We start from the raw sequence: 19776 nt of genomic DNA, 5'->3' as shown, positions 1-19776 counted from the left end.
CCCACAATATTTTAGCATAATTATTCTTTAATCTAATTATAATGTTCATTAGGCTATTTTGCAATTATCAAATTTCTAGTTGGGTGCATTTTTTCTTGTTATCCATTCTCTAGTGTCAACTCTAGGCTATGGATATGTTCCCACTCAACCTTATTTTCTCTCAAATAATAAGACTTACTCAAAGCTAACGATACCTTTAATGATATCCTATGAATAAGCCCTTATTTACGCACTGTATGCAACTTTTGACATCAATACTACCGTCTCAACATGATTAGTAAATGGGAACATATCAACTATACATGCTTTTTTCACAGTATAACCATACTCTTGAAATTGTTTCAAATCTGTACATAATGTTCTTGGATTACAAGAAACATATATTATTTCATCTGTTGGATAAAACTCTACAATCTTTTTAACTGTTTTTTCACCAACACCACCTCTTGGTGGATCTAGTATTAATAGGTCAGGGATTTCTAGATTTTCTAACCTACTAAACACATCACCAGCTATGAACTCACAATTTTGTATATTATTTAATACACAATTTGATTTTGCCTTCTCCACTGCTTCTTCAACTATTTCTATACCTATAACCTTCTTACAGTTTTTCGACACTATTTGTCCTATAGTCCCTGTACCACTAAATAGGTCGAATACCACTCTATCTTTTTTTTGACCTATATATTCAATTACCTTTGAATAAAGTTTTTCAACTGTCTTTTTATTTGTTTGAAAGAAACTATAAGGACTAATTTCAAATTTTAAGTCAAATACCTCTTCGCATATATCTCTTTTACCATAAAGTATATTTTCTTTTTCACTAACTACCATATCTTGTAAACCATCATTTAATGTATGTAGTATACCAGTTATCTTATACCCATATTTTAAGGGTAAAATAAGGAGTTCTTTTTTTAATTCTTCTAGATAATCTTTTTCTATTTTTCTGTCTATATCACTTGTTGTGACAAGATTTACTAAGATATCATTTTCACCTTTTCTTATAACTAAATTTCTTAAGTAGCCTACATGCTTAAGTCTATGATAAAAGTTTAAACCAAATTTCTTTGAAATTTCATCTATTTTATTGTATATCATATTAAAATTAGCATCCATCAACTTACAACCACTAACATTTACTATATCATGAAAACTATTTTGCTTATGTAATCCTAAAATTGTTGGACCATCTAGGTATTCATTCCCAAAGCTAAATTCCATCTTGTTTCTATACCCTTGTTTTTCAACACTTTGTATAGGTTCTTGAAACTCATATTCATACTTTATACACTGATCTAACAATCTTTTAATATTTTCTTTTTTTAAATAGAGTTGTTCTTCATAGGTGTAATATTGAAAATTACATCCTCCACACTGTCTTTCTAATTCTTGATATATTTGATTTTTTCTATTAGCATAATCTATTATCTTACAATCATTTAACTCATATCTCTTTTTTCTTGTTTTGTTTAATCTTCCCTCAACAATTTGGTCTTTTGCAGCATTAATATTGACAAAAACCCTATTATTATCAATAATTCCATATGATTTTCCTCTTTCATTAATACCTTCTATTTTTATACTAATTATATCGCCTTTTTTCATTTTATTCCTTTACTAAAAAAAATGGCGTGCCTCACAAGAGTCGAACTCGTAACCTTCTGGTTCGAAGCCAGCTGCTCTATCCATTGAGCTAGAAGCACGTTATATCCCATATATTTCATTTTTAATTTTTTTGTTATATATATTTAAAGGTTTTTCTACAATTAAACCTTTTTTACCCGACTTTATACAATCAATTAAGACTAATAAAGCGTTATCTGTATTTTTAGTATACACAAATTTCAAAACTTTAGCAACTAATTTAGTTTTAGAGATATATTCTAGAACTTCATCTAATCTTTCTACTCTAAATACTAGATAAAGATGTCCCATATTTTTTAATAATCTATTCGATATTTCTATTATATCCTCTATCTTTAAATCTTCTTCATTTCTTGCTATTTGTTTTAAAATATTTTTCTTTTTTTGATTCTCATTTTTTTCTATAAAATACGGTGGATTTGATACGATAACATCAAAATTTTGATGTAGACCTTTAGAATATTCCTTTATATCTGCATTGATATATTCAATTTCCATATTATTAGCTTTCATATTTTCTACTGCTAATTCATATGACTCTTTTAAGATTTCAACCCCTTGTATATTGGCACTAGTTTTTTTATACAACAGCATTGATATTATTCCATTACCACTTCCTATTTCTAATATATTTTTTACCTTCCTATTAATCTTTACAAAGTCAGCTAAAACTAAAGAATCTAGCGTTACTGATTGTAAATCTACATTTTGTAATATTTTTAATCCCTTTATACATATTTCCTGTATCATAGAACCTCCAGTAAAAAAAAAGTACCTCACGGTACAAAGTGGCGTGCTTCACAAGAGTCGAACTCGTAACCTTCTGGTCCGTAGCCAGACGCTCTAATCCATTGAGCTAGAAGCACATATAATGGCGGTGAAGGAGGGATTTGAACCCTCGATCCAATATTACTTGGACACTCCCTTAGCAGGGGAGCATATTCGGCCACTCTAACACTTCACCACTGGCGGGCAGACTGGGATTCGAACCCAGACGACTGTTACATCTTCGCCGGTTTTCAAGACCGGTTCCTTAGCCAGTTCGGACATCTGCCCGTTGCACTAGAATATACTACCATTTTTTGATTTTCTTGTCAACCATTTTTCCTCTTTATTTTTGTATATTGTATAATAATAGGCTATAATATACTATAACTTAATTAGGAGAAAAAAATATGGAATACCAAATACTTATGCTTTTTAAAGCTTTAAGAATCATTAAAATTTTTGACTACATCACCTTGTTAGGTGATACTAAAGTACTTTTATTCATTATCTGTACAGTCTATTGGAAAAATTCTATTGTAGGCATTGAATTAATTAAAACTACACTTATGGCTGGAAATGTGTCGCAAATTGCAAAATTAGTTTTTTGTATACCTAGACCTTTTACAATATACAAAAATATTAATCCTAGTAAATTTGCATTAAAGACTGCTACTGGATACTCATTCCCTAGTGGACATTCACAAGGATCTATGTCTGTATTTGGATTTTTAGCTAATAAGTATAATAGGAATATATTGTATGCTATACCATTTTTAGTTGCAATATCTAGATTAGTACTTGGTGTACATACACCAACTGATGTAATTATTGGTTTGATTATAGGGTTAATATTTATACGTTTAAATAAAGGTAACCTATTTGTTATAGCTTTAATTTCCTTATTGCTCTCAATATTTAAATATACAAAAGGTACAGAGTTTATGCTTATAAAGGATGATTTAATGATAAGTATTTTGACTTTGCTGTTTATAATAATAACACCATATATACAAAAACCTCATAAATTAAGTAACAAGAAAATACTAATAGGTCTTATACCTCTTGCAGTGGTCCTATTAATCATTAAGTACTTTAATTTACCAACATATATATTCTACATATTATTCTTAATAACTATGTTTGTTTATCCAAAAAAAGCTGTTACTAAATAGTAACAGTTCTTTTTTTAGTTATTACTTGCAGCTCTTGTTAAAGGTGGTACCATTTGTTTCTTTCTTGATACTACACCAGGTAAACTAAATGTATTAGCAACTGCCTTTTTATCAAATGCTTTTTCTATAATATCCACTTTATTACCTTCTACTATAGCAACTGAATCATTTGATAATATGTTAGTTATTACAAACATAAATCCTTCTAAGTTTAAGTCTTCTAACATTTTTTTGATTTCAGCTAGGAATTTATCTTTTTTAGCTAATAATTCTTCTTCATTTACTGTATTTACTTGTGCTATACCAAATCTACCCTTATCTAATTCAAATACTTTCATATCCATATTAAGTATTTCATGTTCAGTCTTAGAACCTAAATTAGTACCTGCTTTTAGTAAATCCATACCATATTCTCTTAATTCTACTCCTGCAATAGGTGCTAAATACTTACAAGCATTAACATCATGTTCTGTACATGTAGGTGATTTGAATAATAGTGTATCTGATATTATTGCACTTAGCATCATACCTGCCATTTTTTTAGATGGTACTACACCTTTTTCTTGATACATTTCACATACTATAGTTGAAGTACATCCATAAGGTTCAACTCTTGCGTGTAAAGGTTCATCTGTTTTAAAGTTTGCTATTCTATGATGGTCTATTAATTCTAGAACTTTTGCTTCTTCAAATCCATCAGCTGTTTGTGTTCTTTCATTATGATCAACCATTATTATCTTCTTACCTGCTACATTTTCAACATATCTTGGTGCTTCTACATTAAAATAATTTAATGCATATTTTGTTTCTTCATTAACATCACCAATTCTAACAGCTACTGCTTTTTCATCCTTCTTATTTGTTAAATTTCTAAGTTCTGCATAAGCTATTGCTGTACATATTGCATCAGAATCTGGATTTCTGTGCCCATAAACTAAAATTTCTTCCATTATTCCTCCTAAAATATTCTTCCTAATTTTATTAATACTAAAAATATTATATAAGTTATACTAAATCCTATTATACTACCTACTAAAACTTCCTTAAATGTATGAATACCTGCTTTTATTCTACTTTGACAGACTAATAGGTATAGGACTAAAGCCATTAATATTACTCTAATATCTGTTGTCATAAATGTAATTATTACAACAAACGAACTAGCTAAAGTTGCATGTCCACTGGGCATACCACCTTCTAGTGCTGTTCCCTTTTTGTAAATAGCCTTAACACTAACTACTATTATGCATAACAAGGCAATAACTAGTAATGATATGTTAGATATTCTACCTGTTAATGTTGCAATATGATGTGTTGTCACAACAAACTTTAGTATCCTATCAAAAAATATTATATACCCTACTAATAAAGATGAAATTGCCGCTATCATAACAGCACCTGCTGCTGAATCTTTTGCTATTTTTGCTAGCGGATTCTTTTTCTCAGTGACTAAGTCTACTGTCCTTTCAATACTAGTATTTATTATTTCGGTTATAAAGACAAGGGAAACTGTTAAAATTAAAATTAATAGTTCTGCCTTTGTTACATCAAATAGCATTGCTAGGATTATTATAATTATTGCAGTGAATATATGAAACCTCATATGTGATTCACTTCTTATTGTTTCTATTATACCATCTATAGAATGGTTAAAACTTTCTATTATTCTTGAAGCTTTTTTTGATTTATTATCTTTTATACTCATACGCATCTAAATATCTTTCTTCTTTTTCACGCATAATTTTTCTTTCGTCATCCTTTATATGATCATAACCAAGTATATGCAACATACCATGAGTTAGTAAATAAAAGAATTCTCTTTTATCACTATGACCATATTCTTTCGCTTGTTCTCTTACCTTGTCGATAGATATTATTATATCACCTACTACTTCAACTGGTCCTACATTTTCTGTTTCATTATATGCAAATGATATTACATCTGTTGGTCTATCAACACCCCTATATTCCTTATTAATCTTATGAATAACTTCATTATTGGTTAGCATAAATGATACATAATATGTCTTATCATTAAAATCTTCTTTTTCATTTTTTAATATGTATTCCACATATTCTCTTATTCTATCTTCATCATAATATTCTAACACTTCATCTACGTCATAAGTAATATCTAAGTCTAACATATTAACTCCTTTATTTTCTACTAATTTTTGGATATTGTATTCTTTCATGATAAGCTGCTTTTAATACTTTCAAGAATGCTTGTATTATTGCTTCAATATCCTTTAATTTTATATCACATTCATCTAATTGATTATCATCTATCTTATACTTAATTAGGTATCTTATAGTATTTTCAATACCTTCTTTACTTTTATCAGAAGATGCCCTTACTGCAGCTTCTACTGTGTCAGCTAACATTACTATTGCTGATTCTTTTGTACTAGGTTTAGGTCCCACATATCTAAAGTCTGTTTCATTAATGTTTTCACCTATTTCAACTGCCTTATAATAGAAATACTGTACCATAGTTGTACCATGGTGCTCTATTATTATATCCAACACTTCTTTAGGTAATCCATATTGCTTACCTAGTATATATCCATCTTTAGGATGAGATGTTAATATCAATGCACTTAATGAAGGCTTTAATTCATTGTGTAAATTAGTAAGTCCTCCTTGATTTTCAACGAAATAAACTGGTCTTTTTAATTTACCTATATCATGGTAGTACGCTCCAACTCTAGCTAGTATAGGGTTAGCACCTATTGCTTCTGCTGCTTGTTCAGCTAATGCTCCTACCATTATGCTATGATAAAATGTCCCTGGTGCTTCAAGCAATAGACGTTTTAGTAATGGTGATGAATAATCTCCAGTTTCTAGTAATTTAATGTCTGTTAGTATAGAAAATGCATTTTCAAAATATGGTATTATACCAAGACATATCATACCAGTTAAAAATCCTGATATTATTGAGAAGGTTAATAAGATGGTTAAATATTTAATCCCATAGTTATATACCCCTGCATATATTAGTACAAATAGGCCTTGTATAGCTCCTATCTTAAATCCATTTTTTACTAATTCCATTCTATTTGTTAATTTAATATTATTGTATATACTAACAATAGAAACTATTGTCATTGCACAAAACCATTCTAAATTAGGTGCAAGTAAAATATTCGTCATACATGAAACTGCAATAGAAAATTGCTTATCCTGTGTTAACATTGATGATATTATAGACACCGTTGCAAAAGGTACTAAGTATAATAATGTGTCTGATTTATTTATTGTTAATAAGTATAGTACATTTACTAGTACAAAACTTATTAACATAGGATAGAATCCTTTTGAGTTTATACCCTTACTTAAGAACTTTTTACCACCTACATAAAAAGAAATAGAAATCATAACTACATATATGATGCTAAATACATTTCTTAAGTTTCTTTCATAATTAGAAACTAAACCTAATTGTTTTAATTGTTCATACTTACTTTCACTTATTTCATCACCTTTTTTCAGTATGAAATCTCCCTTTTTGATTGTAATAGTATTATTCTTCAATGCCCGTATATTTGCATCTATTTTAGCATTAGTTTCTTCTTCATTAATTATTAAGTTAGGTTCTATGAAATTATTAATCAAATTCTTTTCATAGTCATCTAAAACTATTTGTTTTTTAGATAAAATCTTTGTTAAATCGTCTTTATCTATTACACCTTCTTCATATATTTTATTCAATATATCTATCAAATATATATGATACTTATTACCACCATTAATTCCAACACTTATCAGATCTTCTGGTGAAATATTTAGGTTATTTTCCTTAATAAATAAATGGACTTCATTCACGTTTTTTAAATCTACTAAACTTAAATTTTGTAACACTTTAGAAAACTTATCTACTTCAGCTTTAGCAACATCATCATGTCTATCATATTCTGGTTTAGTATTTTTTAATATCTTCTTCTTTATTTCTTTATCTAAAATATCTTTTTCATATGTAATAGTCTTGTATGCAATAACATCACGCTTTGCTGGTGTCCCTATAACATAATCTGTTTTTGTTTTGTAATATACAAAAATTATAGAAAAAAACACAAATATTGCTAGTAGAATAAAGATTCTAAAATTGTATTTATCATAAATTTTTTTAGTTCTAATTCTATCTATATTTTTTTCTTGATGACGTATATTAATGTCAAATTTATTACCAAAAAAGTTAAATTCCATGATTTTATCTCCATAATTTATTATGTTAAATTATACCATATAGCTACTTTAATGTCTATTTAAAATATGGTATAATCTCTATTATTTATTAGGAGTGAAAGATGAATATATTAGACAATTTAAATGACATGCAAAGAAAAGCTAGTGAAAAAATAGATGGACCTTCCCTTATACTAGCTGGAGCTGGTAGTGGTAAGACAAGAACCGTAACATACAAAATCGCACATATGGTAAAAGAATGCAATATAGATCCAGAATCTATCCTAGCACTTACATTTACTAATAAGGCTGCTAATGAAATGAAAGAAAGAATTCATGATTTAATAGGCGAAGATGCTAATAAGATGATAATTTCTACTTTCCACTCATTCTCAGTTAGAATGCTTAGAATCTATGGTAAAAGCATTGGTTTCACAAGTAATTTCAATATCTATGATGCTGATGACTCAAAAAGTTTAATTAAGAAAATCGTAAAAAATTTAAACTATGCACAAACACCTTCTAGCTTTTACACAAGAATTTCAAAATCTAAAGAAAATGGCGTTACAGTTAAAAATTTTGAAAATGAAATAGACTTAAAAATTAAGGATAATAGAGAATTCTATGAAGTCCTAAAACAATATCAAGAAACATTGATAAAAAACAACTGTATGGATTTTACAGATATACTATTAAATTGTAAAGCCTTACTAGATGACAATACTGTCTTAGAAAAAATACAAAATAAGTTTAAATATATATTGGTTGATGAATACCAAGATACAAACAATATACAATATCAAATCGTGACAAAATTAGCTAAAAAATACAAAAATCTATGTGTCGTAGGTGATGAAGATCAAAGTATTTATGCATTCCGTGGTGCTGATATAAATAACATATTAAATTTCAAAAAAGATTACCCAAATGCATTGATAGTAAAATTAGAACAAAACTATAGATCTACATCTAACATATTAAATCTTGCAAATTCTGTTATCTCTAAAAACACATCATCACTTGGTAAGGCTTTATGGACAAAAAATGATACTGGTAAATTACCTAATCTTTATGAAGCAACAGACCCCTATGATGAAGCAAGACATATTTGTGAAATAATAAAGGAATCAAAAGAAAAATATGGTAATTTCACAATTCTTTACAGAATGAATGCTCAATCACGTGTATTAGAACAAGAACTAAATAGAAATGGTATAAATTGTAAGGTATATGGAGGATTATCATTCTATCAAAGAAAAGAAGTAAAAGACCTTTTATCGTACCTTATGTTTTTAAATAACCCTGAGGATGTTGTTAGTTTTGAACGTTGTATTTCAAATCCAAAAAGAAAAATCGGAAGTAAGACACAAGAAAAAATAATATCTTTTGCAAGGGATAACGGTATCAGTCTATTAGATGCTATGCAATATGATAATACAAGTAAAGTAAAAGATTTTTATAACTTAATGAGTGACTTATACGATAAAAAAGATAATATAATGTTAAGTGGTTTAATGCAAGAAATTATCGAAAAAACTCACTATTTAGAATATGTTGCTACACTTGATAATCCTGATGAAAAAAGAGCTAATGTATATGAATTATTAAATTCAATAAAAGAAGCACAAAAAGTTGATGAAAATCTTACACTAGATGAATATTTAACTTTCACATCATTATCTAGTACAACAGATAGTATTAATGAAGATAATATAGTAAAACTTATGACTATACACAGCTCAAAAGGTCTTGAATTTAACACAGTCTTTTTAGCTGGTTTTGAATCTAATTTATTCCCTACTAATTCTAACCTCAATGATATTAGTAGTCTTGAAGAAGAAAGAAGACTTTGTTACGTTGCAATTACACGTGCAAAAAAAGAACTATACTTAAGTTATTGTAAAAATAGAACATTTAATGGTTTAACAGAAAACTTTAAATCTGTTTCTCATTTCTACTATGATATGGACAAAAAATATATAGAACATGTAAATGCTAAGAAAAATACAGAAAATGTATCAGAACACATAATAGAAAACTTTAATCCTGTAAGGAATAAGAAACAAACAGTAGAGACTGCTTTTTCAACATTTAAAGTGGGACAAACTGTAAATCATTTAGCTTATGGTCGTGGGACTATAAAAAAGATTGATGATAAGAGTCTAACAATAGACTTTATTATAGGCGAAAAGAAAATTTCCCTATTACTTGCAGATAGATTTTTAAAATAGGTGATTGTATGAAAAAATATTTATTAGTATTTTTACTCTCAATTTTTTCATTTTCTATTGATTGGCATTCTACTGATAATATAGAAAAAATTTCAAATATAGCAAAAGTTGGTGATATTATACTCTACAAACCAAGTAACGCTACTTTTGTTTCAAGATGGGGTCACTGTATGATAGTGGTAGAGGGTAATAAGATAGTGGACTATCCTAGTATGAAAATAGGTCTAAGAGAATTTCCATTTTACTTTTTAAATAATCAGAAAAAAGAATTTGTACTATTAAGATACAAATATATTAACGATGATATTAGAAGTAAGATGTTAACTGATATATATGACAACTACCTATTTAAAAAATATTTCCCTCTAATACCTTTAGATATGGATTTAGGACTTACATATTGCTCACACTTTGTATACAGAATCTTTAAAGATACTACAAATGTTGATGTTTTAGGTCTACCTAAAAGCAATATTATTATGCCCCTAGATTTCTTAAATTCTAAATATTTTGAAGTTATACAATTTTAAAAAAAAATATTCTCTCAGATTTTGGGAGAATATTTTTGTTTTTCATTCAAAATGAAAGTGTAAGTGTATAAAAGAGAAAATACTAATACTGCTAAAAGTATAGATATTGTAAACATATTTCCTATTACATTAGATAAAAATGTAAATATTATCGTACCTAAAGGTACAGTTAATGTTACTATAGTTCCATATATACTAAATATTGATGTTTGTTTATCTTCAGGCACTTCTTTTAATAGGAATGTTGTTAATTTAGGATTAGATACACCTGCTAAATAACCAGAGATACTAACTAGTATTAATAGGGCATATACATTTTGTAAAAATAGTATATTTAATACATAAAGTATGAAAAATATTATTTCAATAAATGTCATCCTAACTATATCAACCTTCCTATAAATCGGTATAATATATACACCTGCTACTATCATAAAAATTGTTTCTAGAGCTTGTGTAACAGTTAATGTATTAGCATAATTACCTACTAATAAGTTAGGAGTATCTAAAATTACTAATAAAAAGATTGCATACATTCCTGAAGAATATAGATTAAGTATTGCAAATAGCAGTACAAATCTATATATCTTTTTATTTGATCTTATAATCTTTAAATTTTCTATAGTATCTTTTAAAAATCTTTTAGCTGTTATTTTTTCTTTCTTTTTTATATTAAACTTTACACTTTTAAGTCTACTTCTATTAATATACATTAGTAAAAAACTTACAAAATACAAAGAGGAATTTATTATCCCAAATACAGAATAATTGTATGCTATAACTTCAATAATCATAACTCCCATAAACTTAGAAACCAATGAAACTGTTGTAGATATAGAATTATTAAAAGCAAAAGCCTTTTCTAGATCTTTTTCTTCAACTATCTTGTAATATATAGATAATGATAAATATGAATTATACCCTCCAAATACATCTGCTACTACGTTAATTAAGACTATGGCAAAAAACACGTACCAGCTAGGCTTAAAGAATACTATTATCGAAAATGCTAGAAATAGGATTGTTTGCAACACTTTATTATGTATAAGTCTACTTACCTTCTTGTCTTCCTTATCAGCCATATAGCCTAGTATAAAATCTGTGGCATAGGGTAATGTTGTAATTATGGATACAATACTAACTGCAAGTTTAGCATTTTCAAATTTAGAAGCATATATCAAAAACGCTATATCAAATAATGTCCTCCCCATTATAGAAAAAACATCTGATAGTAAAAATATTCTGTATATTTTGTTTTTTAAAATAAAAATACCTCCTTTTTTTTATATTATACAAGAAATTTTTAAAAAAATGAAGCTTTACAGCCTCATTTTCTCATTAATCTTTTTACAATTTCTTTTAACTCTTGTATTTCAGCACTTTGATTTCTCAAATTTTCTTTAATTTCTTTGTTTTCTTTAGTTAAGTCCTCAATCTTCTTATCCTTATTATTAACTTCTCCAAGCATTACTCCAGCACCAATACCAAAGGCAAGATTTCCCTTATTATTTACTGATCCACTTAATTTGTAGATAAAGTTTTGCTTGTCATTTGTTCCACTAAATCCAATAGCTACTGCATGAGAACCACCATAATATCCATAAGATGCAGCTAAATTAAACTTCTTATCTCCCATTACTTGTGGTAGATTAGCCATAGCCACTGCATTTGATACTCCACCTAAAGCTAGGTCTGATTTCTTATCTACTTCTTTAACATCTTTTTGTAGTTGTTGTATATCACTAGTATTCTTTTCTACTTTTGTTCTAACAGCATTTAATTGACTTACATTTACTGCATCTTTAGCTTTGATACCATCAGCTACATCAGTAATTATCTTACCATATTTTGTGCTTAAAATTACTTTTTCATTGTTTTTGTCGTATCGGTTATCTTTAAGTATACTATCTTCTGTTGTTCCTTTTTTAACCCATTTATTATTCTTGTATTCATTATTTTGTAAAAATTCATCAGTATATAGCTTACCATCAGGACCTTCTTTTAATTCTGTTTCTTTACCTTTATCATCTCTATACTTATACCCAAATGTATCTGAACCTCCAACATTTCCTTTTGCTTCAAAGGTTGCTGTATGTTCTTGTGATGTAGAAGGTGCTGGTTGTGGTGTAGTATTAGATTGTGTTGTTTGAGGTTGTTTATCATCTACTGATATATCAATACCATTTCCTTTTAACTCTAAAGTATCTCCCAATTTAACGTTTATAATTTTATCTCCTGCTTTTACATTTATAGATTGCTTAGCAACATATTTATATAGTTGTGAACCATTAATTGCATCTGTTGATGTAGCTGATATTAATCCTGGTGCTACATTTTGTATAACACGTGTTAATGTATCGTTACCTACTGTAACTATACCACCAATATGGTCAAAGCCTGCATAACCTTTATATGATCGATCTCTATTTTCTTTTCTCCATAATGTATTAGCTTCTTTTGATTCCATACTTTTTGTACCTAAATATACTGAATTATCTAAATTAGGCTTAATATTACCTCCTATTGCAATAGTATTTTTTACTGTTATATCTACATATTCATCATTATGTCCAAATAGTATATTTCCATTTGGATCTTCTGTTTGTGTTCCAGTATCTTGTGTAGATCTTGTTTGAGTTTGAGGACTTTTCTTTTTAATTCTATACTTTGTTCCATAAACTATATTATTTGATGCTTCGATAATTTCATTATCATTACCATTTACTATATTATTTTCTGATTTTTTATCTTTAGTTCCTGTTATCGTATTTTTACTTCCTGCTATATTAGCATATTTCGCATAATCTACCTTATTTCCACTACCAAATACTAGAGTTGAACCTCCTACATTACCATCACTATATTGTTTTCTTAAATTTTCGGCTAATTCTTTTACTGAGTTAGGATATTTTTCTACATCTTGTCCACATACATCATAGTTACCTATTTCATCAACAGAATTTGTTATTTCGTTACCTGCACCAAATATCATAGTTCCATTAGAATTGTTTGCTCTATTTGCAAAACCAACAACAGAATTTGCTATACCTGAATATTTATCAATTTCTGCACCATTAGCACCTTCATTAGATTCTATACTATTTAATGAACCGTTTATTAATGCCCCTAAATTTAGATTATGATTAGCAACACCCTTTCCTAAATTAACACCTTCATTATCTTCTCCTTCATATTGTGAAGTCATAATCGAATAAGCTCCCGATAAAGTTGATAATGTCCCATTAGCAAAACTGTTTGTTCCAACTACTGTAGAATATATTCCTATTCCTTTAACTCTATTGCTGGCACCATCTTTCATTGATTCTATATTTATATCACCAATTTTGCCTGTATATGTATGTTGTCCTAAAACAACACTACCTGAACTTGCATAACTATTTCTACCTATAGCAATAGGAGTATCTATTTTATCTATATCATACGGATATGCAGCGTTATATCCAGTTTTATTAAATGTTGTTCTTTTAAAGTTTAATATTTGCTCTCTTACACCAAAAAATGTTTCTGCATATGCACTTTTACCTATAGCTATACTTCCTGGATGTCCTAAATATCCGTCAACCTTTGCATCTGTACCTATTAATATACCATCATTATTAAGAGCAACATTATTTATCATACTTGCTCCTTTTCCAATTTCTATCACGCCTGATCGATAAATTCTAACAATTGAATTATTTTCAGTGTCTTTAATGTCCTTTAATATATTACTACTAAATGGCCCCTCTCCTTTTTCAATAATATCTTCCTTTTTTACTTTTTTTCTTCATCTGTTCCTTCTACTTCATTTATTTTTTTTATGATTTCTCTTACTTTATCTGTTTCATTTTTTTTGATTAATAAGTCAAATAAAGTTTTAGCTCTTTCTATTCCTAATTGCTTTATAACTTCTTCTACTTGAGTTTTTTCAGCTTCAGTTAATGGCTTATTCTTTTCTTCACCAAATCCTATTCTACTACTTAAAAAAGAGCTTATTAATAAAGCTGTAATTATACTTTTTCTTGCTTTAAATCTTGAAAATATTTTCATTAATATCATCTCCTTAACAAATTTTACCCCCCCCCATTTATTTTCAACATTTTTTAAACTTTTTTTTATTTTCTTTGTTAACATATTAAAAACTCAACGCTTTCTTTTGTTTGTAGATTTATTTTTAGTCACTTGTAGTTTCTTAACTTTTTTATTCGTTTTTATTTATTTTGAAAATAGATGCTAAAAAAAATGAAGCTTTCACTTCGCTTCATTTTCATATATCTACTTTGCTAACTTTACCTCATTCCATATTCTATCTTGTTTTTCTTTTGCTTCTTCATCAAGACTTAATGGTAATTTAGCATTTTTAACTACTTCACTAGCACTAACAATTGGTTTTACATTAGTATATTTTTCTGTTCCCTTAATTACTGGTACTTGTCTAAATAGTTCAACATATTTTGCATAATTTTCTGGTCTGTATAAATATTCTAAAAACTTATATGCATTTTCTTTATTAGGTGCTTCTTTTAGTATAGCCATATTGTCTATATACATCATAGCTCCCTTAGGTAAGAAATACATAAAGTTTTTTTGTTCTTCTTCATTTGTTTCATAGAACACATCTGGATATCCATGTGAAACAACAAATTCTCCTGTTGCTAATGATTTACCAAATGTTGTACTATCAAACTTAGCTAAGTTCTTCTTGTATTTCAATAAAATGTTTTTTACTTCTTCTAATTGTTTATCATCTTTAGAATTTGATGGATACCCTAGATTTTGTAGTATCATTCCTATAACCTCACGTCCATCATCTAACATTGTCATTGAACCCTTGTATTTTTCATCTTCAAAAATACTTAAATCTCTTTTAAAATCTTTACCTAATACCTTAGTATTTACTGTAATACCTGTCGCAAAAAAACCATATGGTAATGAATAATTTAACCCATCGTCATAACCCTTAGCATATTCATATAGATTTAGGTTATCAGCATCTAAGTTTTTAAATGTATCCCCTAATTTTTTCTTATCAAGTTTTTCTAATAAGCCTTTTTTAATCAAAATATCAACATAATCTGTAGATGGGGATATTATATCGTATTGTGTTCTTCCTGTAAATAACTTGGTTAATAGCGTGTCATTGTTGTCATAATAACTAATATTGACCTTTATACCAGTTTCTTTTTCAAAACCTTGTATTATTTCATCAGGAATGAAATACGTCCAAGTGTAAATATTGACTTCATTTGTTTTCTTACTCCCACATGAGAAGCTAACAATGAATAACATAGCTACCATAAAAATTTTTGCTACTCTTTTCAACTAAAAATCACCTCTTTTTATTTTAAACATTTTTTTACTTCTTCTTTGTCTGAAAAATATCTTGTTGTTTTACCAATTATTTGATATGTTTCATGTCCTTTACCAGCTATTATTAGAGAATCTCCACTTTTTAGTAAGGATACTGCCTTTTGTATAGCTTCTTCTCTTTTTTCAATTTTAGTATAGTTGGTATATTTTGCCTCTATTATTCCTTTTTCTATGTCATTCATAATGCTAATAGGGTATTCTGTTCTAGGATTATCTGAGGTTATTAGGATATAGTCAGCATATTTGCAGGCAATTTTACCCATTATAGGGCGTTTTGTTTTATCTCTATCTCCACCTGCACCAAATACTGCATACATCTTACCATCAGTTATACCTTTTAATGTCTTTAAAACATTTTCTAAACCATCTGGTGTATGTGCATAATCTACAACTATTCTTGCTCCTAGATTGTTTTCTATAAGCTCAAATCTTCCTACCACTGGTTCCATTTTTGAAATTCTGTCTACTATATATGAGAAATCAATTCCTAAATTAACAAGAACAGATACAACCCCTAATATGTTATACAGATTATATGCTCCAATTAATTTTGTGTGAAATCTTTTTACTTCATTTTTTACCTTTATCTCTACATTCATTCCACTTGTTGTATAGCTTATTACCTTACCACGTATATCTCCATTTTCTACTCCAAAAGTATTAAGCTTATCTGATTTAATAGTCTTAATGTACTTGTCATCAATATTGACGCTTATCTTGCTATTATCTTTTAATAAGTCTATTAAATGACATTTTGCTTTGAAATAGTTTTCAAATGTTTTGTGATAATCTAGATGGTCTTGTGTTAAATTAGTAAATATCGCACCATCAAACTTCAACATATCCACACGTCCTAATGCAAGTGCATGTGAACTTACTTCCATCAGAAAATATTCTATACCTTTTTTTACACTCTCATCCATCAACTTTATTATATCCATAGACTCAGGTGTTGTATTATGTGCTTCATAATATTTATCACCAACTCTGTAATTTGTAGTACCTATTCTTGAACTATTAGGTAATACATTTTCTAATATATATGTACTTGTTGTCTTACCATTAGTCCCTGTTACACCTATTATCTTTAATTTCTTTTCTGGATGGTTGTATAAATTAGCACATATTACACCCAAATGCTTTCTTAAATCTGGGATATAGTAAAAAGTGATATCTGGATATTTTTTTACATCATGCTCTTTCTCATCAGTTAATATACATACAGCTCCATTTTGTATAGCTTTTTCTACATAGTTATTACCATCAGTATTAAAACCTTTCATAGCAACAAATATATCACCTTTTTCAATTTTTCTTGAATCATATTCTATTGACTTAAATTCAAAATCTTTTCCTTTTTGTAATAATGTATATTCAACGTTTTCAAACATTTTTCTACCTTCCTATGTCCACTTAATTTCTTCCTTATTCAAATATCTTAATATTTCATTTATCTTCTTAAAATGATTACAGCCAAAAAATCCACGATATGCTGATAAAGGACTTGGGTGTGCTGCAGTTAACACATAGTGTCTTCCCTTATTTATCAACTTTTCTTTTTTTATTGCATTATTACCCCATAATACAAATATCACTGGATCTTCTCTTTCATTTAATTTTTCAATTATCTTATCAGTAAATATTTCCCAGCCCATATCTTTATGCGAATTTGCATTATGTGCTCTTACAGTTAATACCGTGTTTAATAGTAGGACTCCTTGTCTTGCTAAATACTCTAAATTACCCCTTCTATTTACTTTACACTGATATTCACTCTCTATCTCCTTATATATATTCACTAATGATGGTGGTAACTTTATTCCATCATTAACAGAAAATGCTAGCCCATTTGCTTGATTATCATCATGATATGGATCTTGTCCTAATATCACAACCCTTGTATCCTCATATTCCGTTAATTTTAATGACTTAAATATATCAGATTTTTTAGGAAATACTGTATATTTTCCGTATTCTTGTTCTAAAAAATTTTTTAGATTTAGAAAATATTCCTTATTGTACTCATCTTTTAATATATCTTCCCACTTCATTATTCCACCGTAACTGACTTAGCTAAATTTCTTGGTTTATCTACGTCATAACCTTTTAGGTATGATGTGTAATATGCAAGTATTTGTAATGGTATTACTGCTAATATTGGTGTTAACATTTGACAAAATTCTGGTATTTGTATTGTGTCATCTGCAAACTTTATCTTTTCATTGTCATTTGTAACTGCTACAATATATGCTCCTCTTGCCTTAACTTCTTGTATATTAGATAACATCTTGTCATACAAGTCTTTTTGCGTCATTATTGCAACTACTGGTGTCATATTTTCAATTAATGCTATAGTCCCATGTTTTAATTCACCAGCTGCAAAACTTTCTGCATGAATGTATGAAATTTCTTTTAGCTTTAATGCTCCTTCATTTGCTAATGCATGGTCTATTGATCTACCTAAATAGAATATACTCTTAGCGTTAATAAACTTTCTTGCAATTTCTTTGATATCTTTTTCTTTTTCTAATACTTCATCAATTAAAGGACATATTTTAACTGCTTCTTTAAGAACATCTTCATATTCTTCCTTTGTAGTAGAGAAATATCTTGCAATTAAGTATAATGATACTATTTGTGTAGTATACGCTTTAGTTGATGCAACTGCAATTTCTGGACCTGCAAATGTATAGAATACATTATCTGCTTCTCTTGATATTGTAGAACCAACTACATTTGTTACTGCTAAGACTTTACAACCATGTTCTTTAACTTTTCTTAACACTGCTAAAGTATCTGCAGTTTCTCCAGATTGACTTACTAGTATAACTAGGGTGTGTTGGTCTATAAATTGCTTATTGTATCTAAATTCTGATGCGATATCTGTATATACTGGCTTATTCAAGTATTCTTGGAAGTAATACTTACCTATTGTACCTGCGTTATATGCAGTTCCACATGCTACTATATATATCTTATCAATATCACTAAAATCTATATTAATTTCTCTAAGGTTTAACAAACTTTTTTCTATGGTATTTTTCACTGCTTCTTTTTGTTCATGTATTTCTTTATCCATAAAAAAATCATATCCACCCTTAGTTGCAGCTTGTATATCCCATTCTACATGATTAACTTCTCTTTTTACTTTATTCATTTGTTCGTCATATATACTTACACCACTTCTATTTATCACTACCAAATCATGATCTTCTAAGTACACAACTTCTCTTGTGTATTTTAATATTGCTGGTATATCAGAGGCTATAAAATACTCATTTTCACCTAAACCTAAGATTAATGGTGATGATTTTCTAACAGCAACTAATTCTTCTGGATTATTCTTACAAATTACTCCTAATGCATAACTACCTTCTAGTCTCTTTGTTGCCTTATACACAGCTTCTTTTAGTGATCCTGTATAATACAATGATATTAGATGTGCAACTACTTCTGTATCTGTACTTGAAACAAATTTTGCACCTTTTTCTTCCAATTCTTTTTTTAACTCTTGATAATTTTCTATTATCCCATTATGTACAACAGCTATACTCTTGTCATTATTAAAATGTGGATGTGAATTTACATCAGATGGTGCACCATGTGTTGCCCATCTTGTATGACCTATTCCAACATGACCAAATATATCTTCTTTTTTTAAACTTTCAACTAAAACACTTAATTTACCTTTGTGTTTTCTTGATTTAATTTCTCCATCACTAATTACAGCGATACCTGCTGAGTCATAACCCCTATATTCTAATTTTGATAATCCATCAAGAATTATGTCACTTGCTTTTTTGTCTCCGAAATATCCTACTATTCCGCACATATGTATTCCTCCTTAATGACTGATGTCTATGAATAATT

16 protein-coding genes and 4 tRNA genes are annotated in these 19776 nt (G+C 28.3%); 3 read left to right on the top strand and 17 right to left on the bottom strand.

The features are described 5' to 3' along the window. Positions 1 to 225 precede the first annotated feature (225 nt). The 6 genes from rlmD to VC03_RS02075 form a co-directional block, all read right to left on the bottom strand. Positions 226 to 1611, bottom strand: coding sequence for a 23S rRNA (uracil(1939)-C(5))-methyltransferase RlmD (gene rlmD, locus VC03_RS02100; RefSeq protein ID WP_046328453.1), 1386 nt, complete (start codon positions 1609 to 1611; stop codon positions 226 to 228). Positions 1612 to 1633: 22 nt separating this feature from the next. Continuing rightward, a tRNA-Arg gene (locus VC03_RS02095) sits at positions 1634 to 1709 on the bottom strand. Position 1710: 1 nt separating this feature from the next. Beyond that, positions 1711 to 2400, bottom strand: coding sequence for a tRNA1(Val) (adenine(37)-N6)-methyltransferase (locus tag VC03_RS02090; RefSeq protein WP_046328452.1), 690 nt, complete (start codon positions 2398 to 2400; stop codon positions 1711 to 1713). A 39-nt stretch (positions 2401 to 2439) separates the two neighbouring features. Beyond that, positions 2440 to 2516 (bottom strand) — tRNA-Arg (locus VC03_RS02085). A gap of 6 nt (positions 2517 to 2522) precedes the next feature. Further along, positions 2523 to 2614: transfer RNA gene (locus VC03_RS02080), tRNA-Ser, on the bottom strand. Between the two features lie 2 nt (positions 2615 to 2616). Further along, a tRNA-Ser gene (locus VC03_RS02075) sits at positions 2617 to 2706 on the bottom strand. Between the two features lie 119 nt (positions 2707 to 2825). Between VC03_RS02075 and VC03_RS06525 the strand changes: the two genes are divergently transcribed. Further along, on the top strand, positions 2826 to 3590 hold the full coding sequence (locus tag VC03_RS06525; protein WP_052727654.1) for a phosphatase PAP2 family protein: 765 nt from the start codon (positions 2826 to 2828) through the stop codon (positions 3588 to 3590). Positions 3591 to 3604: 14 nt separating this feature from the next. On the opposite strand, the gene VC03_RS02065 is transcribed toward VC03_RS06525, so the two are convergent. The 4 genes from VC03_RS02065 to VC03_RS02050 are packed head-to-tail and all read right to left on the bottom strand — an operon-like array spanning position 3605 to position 7796. Beyond that, entirely contained in the window at positions 3605 to 4540 is a 936-nt protein-coding gene (locus tag VC03_RS02065; RefSeq protein WP_046328451.1) for a manganese-dependent inorganic pyrophosphatase, read from the bottom strand. 8 nt (positions 4541 to 4548) lie between these two features. Then, positions 4549 to 5295 (bottom strand): diacylglycerol kinase, encoded by a 747-nt coding sequence (locus tag VC03_RS02060; protein ID WP_046328450.1) that lies wholly within the window; start codon positions 5293 to 5295, stop codon positions 4549 to 4551. Continuing rightward, positions 5279 to 5785 carry an rRNA maturation RNase YbeY gene (gene ybeY / locus VC03_RS02055; RefSeq protein WP_237223966.1) on the bottom strand — a complete coding sequence of 169 codons (507 nt, stop codon included), beginning with the start codon at positions 5783 to 5785 and terminating at the stop codon, positions 5279 to 5281. Before ybeY ends, VC03_RS02060 begins: the two co-directional genes overlap by 17 nt. Further along, complete coding sequence (locus tag VC03_RS02050) at positions 5748 to 7796, bottom strand: HD family phosphohydrolase (RefSeq protein ID WP_046328449.1); 2049 nt, start codon at positions 7794 to 7796, stop codon at positions 5748 to 5750. The genes ybeY and VC03_RS02050 overlap by 38 nt, the downstream gene beginning before the upstream one ends. A gap of 101 nt (positions 7797 to 7897) precedes the next feature. On the opposite strand from VC03_RS02050, the gene VC03_RS02045 reads away from it, so the two are divergent. Further along, positions 7898 to 10006 carry an ATP-dependent helicase gene (locus VC03_RS02045; protein ID WP_046328448.1) on the top strand — a complete coding sequence of 703 codons (2109 nt, stop codon included), beginning with the start codon at positions 7898 to 7900 and terminating at the stop codon, positions 10004 to 10006. An 8-nt stretch (positions 10007 to 10014) separates the two neighbouring features. Further along, positions 10015 to 10536, top strand: coding sequence for a hypothetical protein (locus tag VC03_RS02040; protein ID WP_046328447.1), 522 nt, complete (start codon positions 10015 to 10017; stop codon positions 10534 to 10536). 14 nt (positions 10537 to 10550) lie between these two features. On the opposite strand, the gene VC03_RS02035 is transcribed toward VC03_RS02040, so the two are convergent. The 7 genes from VC03_RS02035 to glmS form a co-directional block, all read right to left on the bottom strand. Next, positions 10551 to 11777 (bottom strand): MFS transporter, encoded by a 1227-nt coding sequence (locus tag VC03_RS02035; protein WP_257719625.1) that lies wholly within the window; start codon positions 11775 to 11777, stop codon positions 10551 to 10553. A gap of 86 nt (positions 11778 to 11863) precedes the next feature. Continuing rightward, positions 11864 to 14176 (bottom strand): YadA family autotransporter adhesin, encoded by a 2313-nt coding sequence (locus tag VC03_RS02030; protein WP_046328445.1) that lies wholly within the window; start codon positions 14174 to 14176, stop codon positions 11864 to 11866. A 134-nt stretch (positions 14177 to 14310) separates the two neighbouring features. Continuing rightward, positions 14311 to 14586, bottom strand: a complete 276-nt coding sequence (locus tag VC03_RS02025) for a hypothetical protein (protein WP_144406227.1) — start codon at positions 14584 to 14586, stop codon at positions 14311 to 14313. Between the two features lie 225 nt (positions 14587 to 14811). Next, positions 14812 to 15858, bottom strand: a complete 1047-nt coding sequence (locus VC03_RS02020) for an extracellular solute-binding protein (RefSeq protein ID WP_052727653.1) — start codon at positions 15856 to 15858, stop codon at positions 14812 to 14814. A 17-nt stretch (positions 15859 to 15875) separates the two neighbouring features. Next, complete coding sequence (locus VC03_RS02015) at positions 15876 to 17297, bottom strand: UDP-N-acetylmuramoyl-L-alanyl-D-glutamate--2,6-diaminopimelate ligase (RefSeq protein ID WP_046328443.1); 1422 nt, start codon at positions 17295 to 17297, stop codon at positions 15876 to 15878. A 12-nt stretch (positions 17298 to 17309) separates the two neighbouring features. After that, positions 17310 to 17957 (bottom strand): uracil-DNA glycosylase, encoded by a 648-nt coding sequence (locus VC03_RS02010; RefSeq protein WP_046328442.1) that lies wholly within the window; start codon positions 17955 to 17957, stop codon positions 17310 to 17312. Further along, the gene (gene glmS / locus VC03_RS02005) at positions 17957 to 19738 is read right to left on the bottom strand and encodes a glutamine--fructose-6-phosphate transaminase (isomerizing) (protein ID WP_046328441.1); all 1782 of its coding nucleotides are present in this window, start codon (positions 19736 to 19738) and stop codon (positions 17957 to 17959) included. The genes VC03_RS02010 and glmS overlap by 1 nt, the downstream gene beginning before the upstream one ends. Between the last annotated feature and the right edge of the window lie 38 nt (positions 19739 to 19776).

This window comes from Sneathia vaginalis, from assembly GCF_000973085.1.
GTDB classification, from domain to species: Bacteria; Fusobacteriota; Fusobacteriia; order Fusobacteriales; family Leptotrichiaceae; genus Sneathia; species Sneathia vaginalis.
This window is presented reverse-complemented; position numbering and strand designations above follow the sequence as displayed.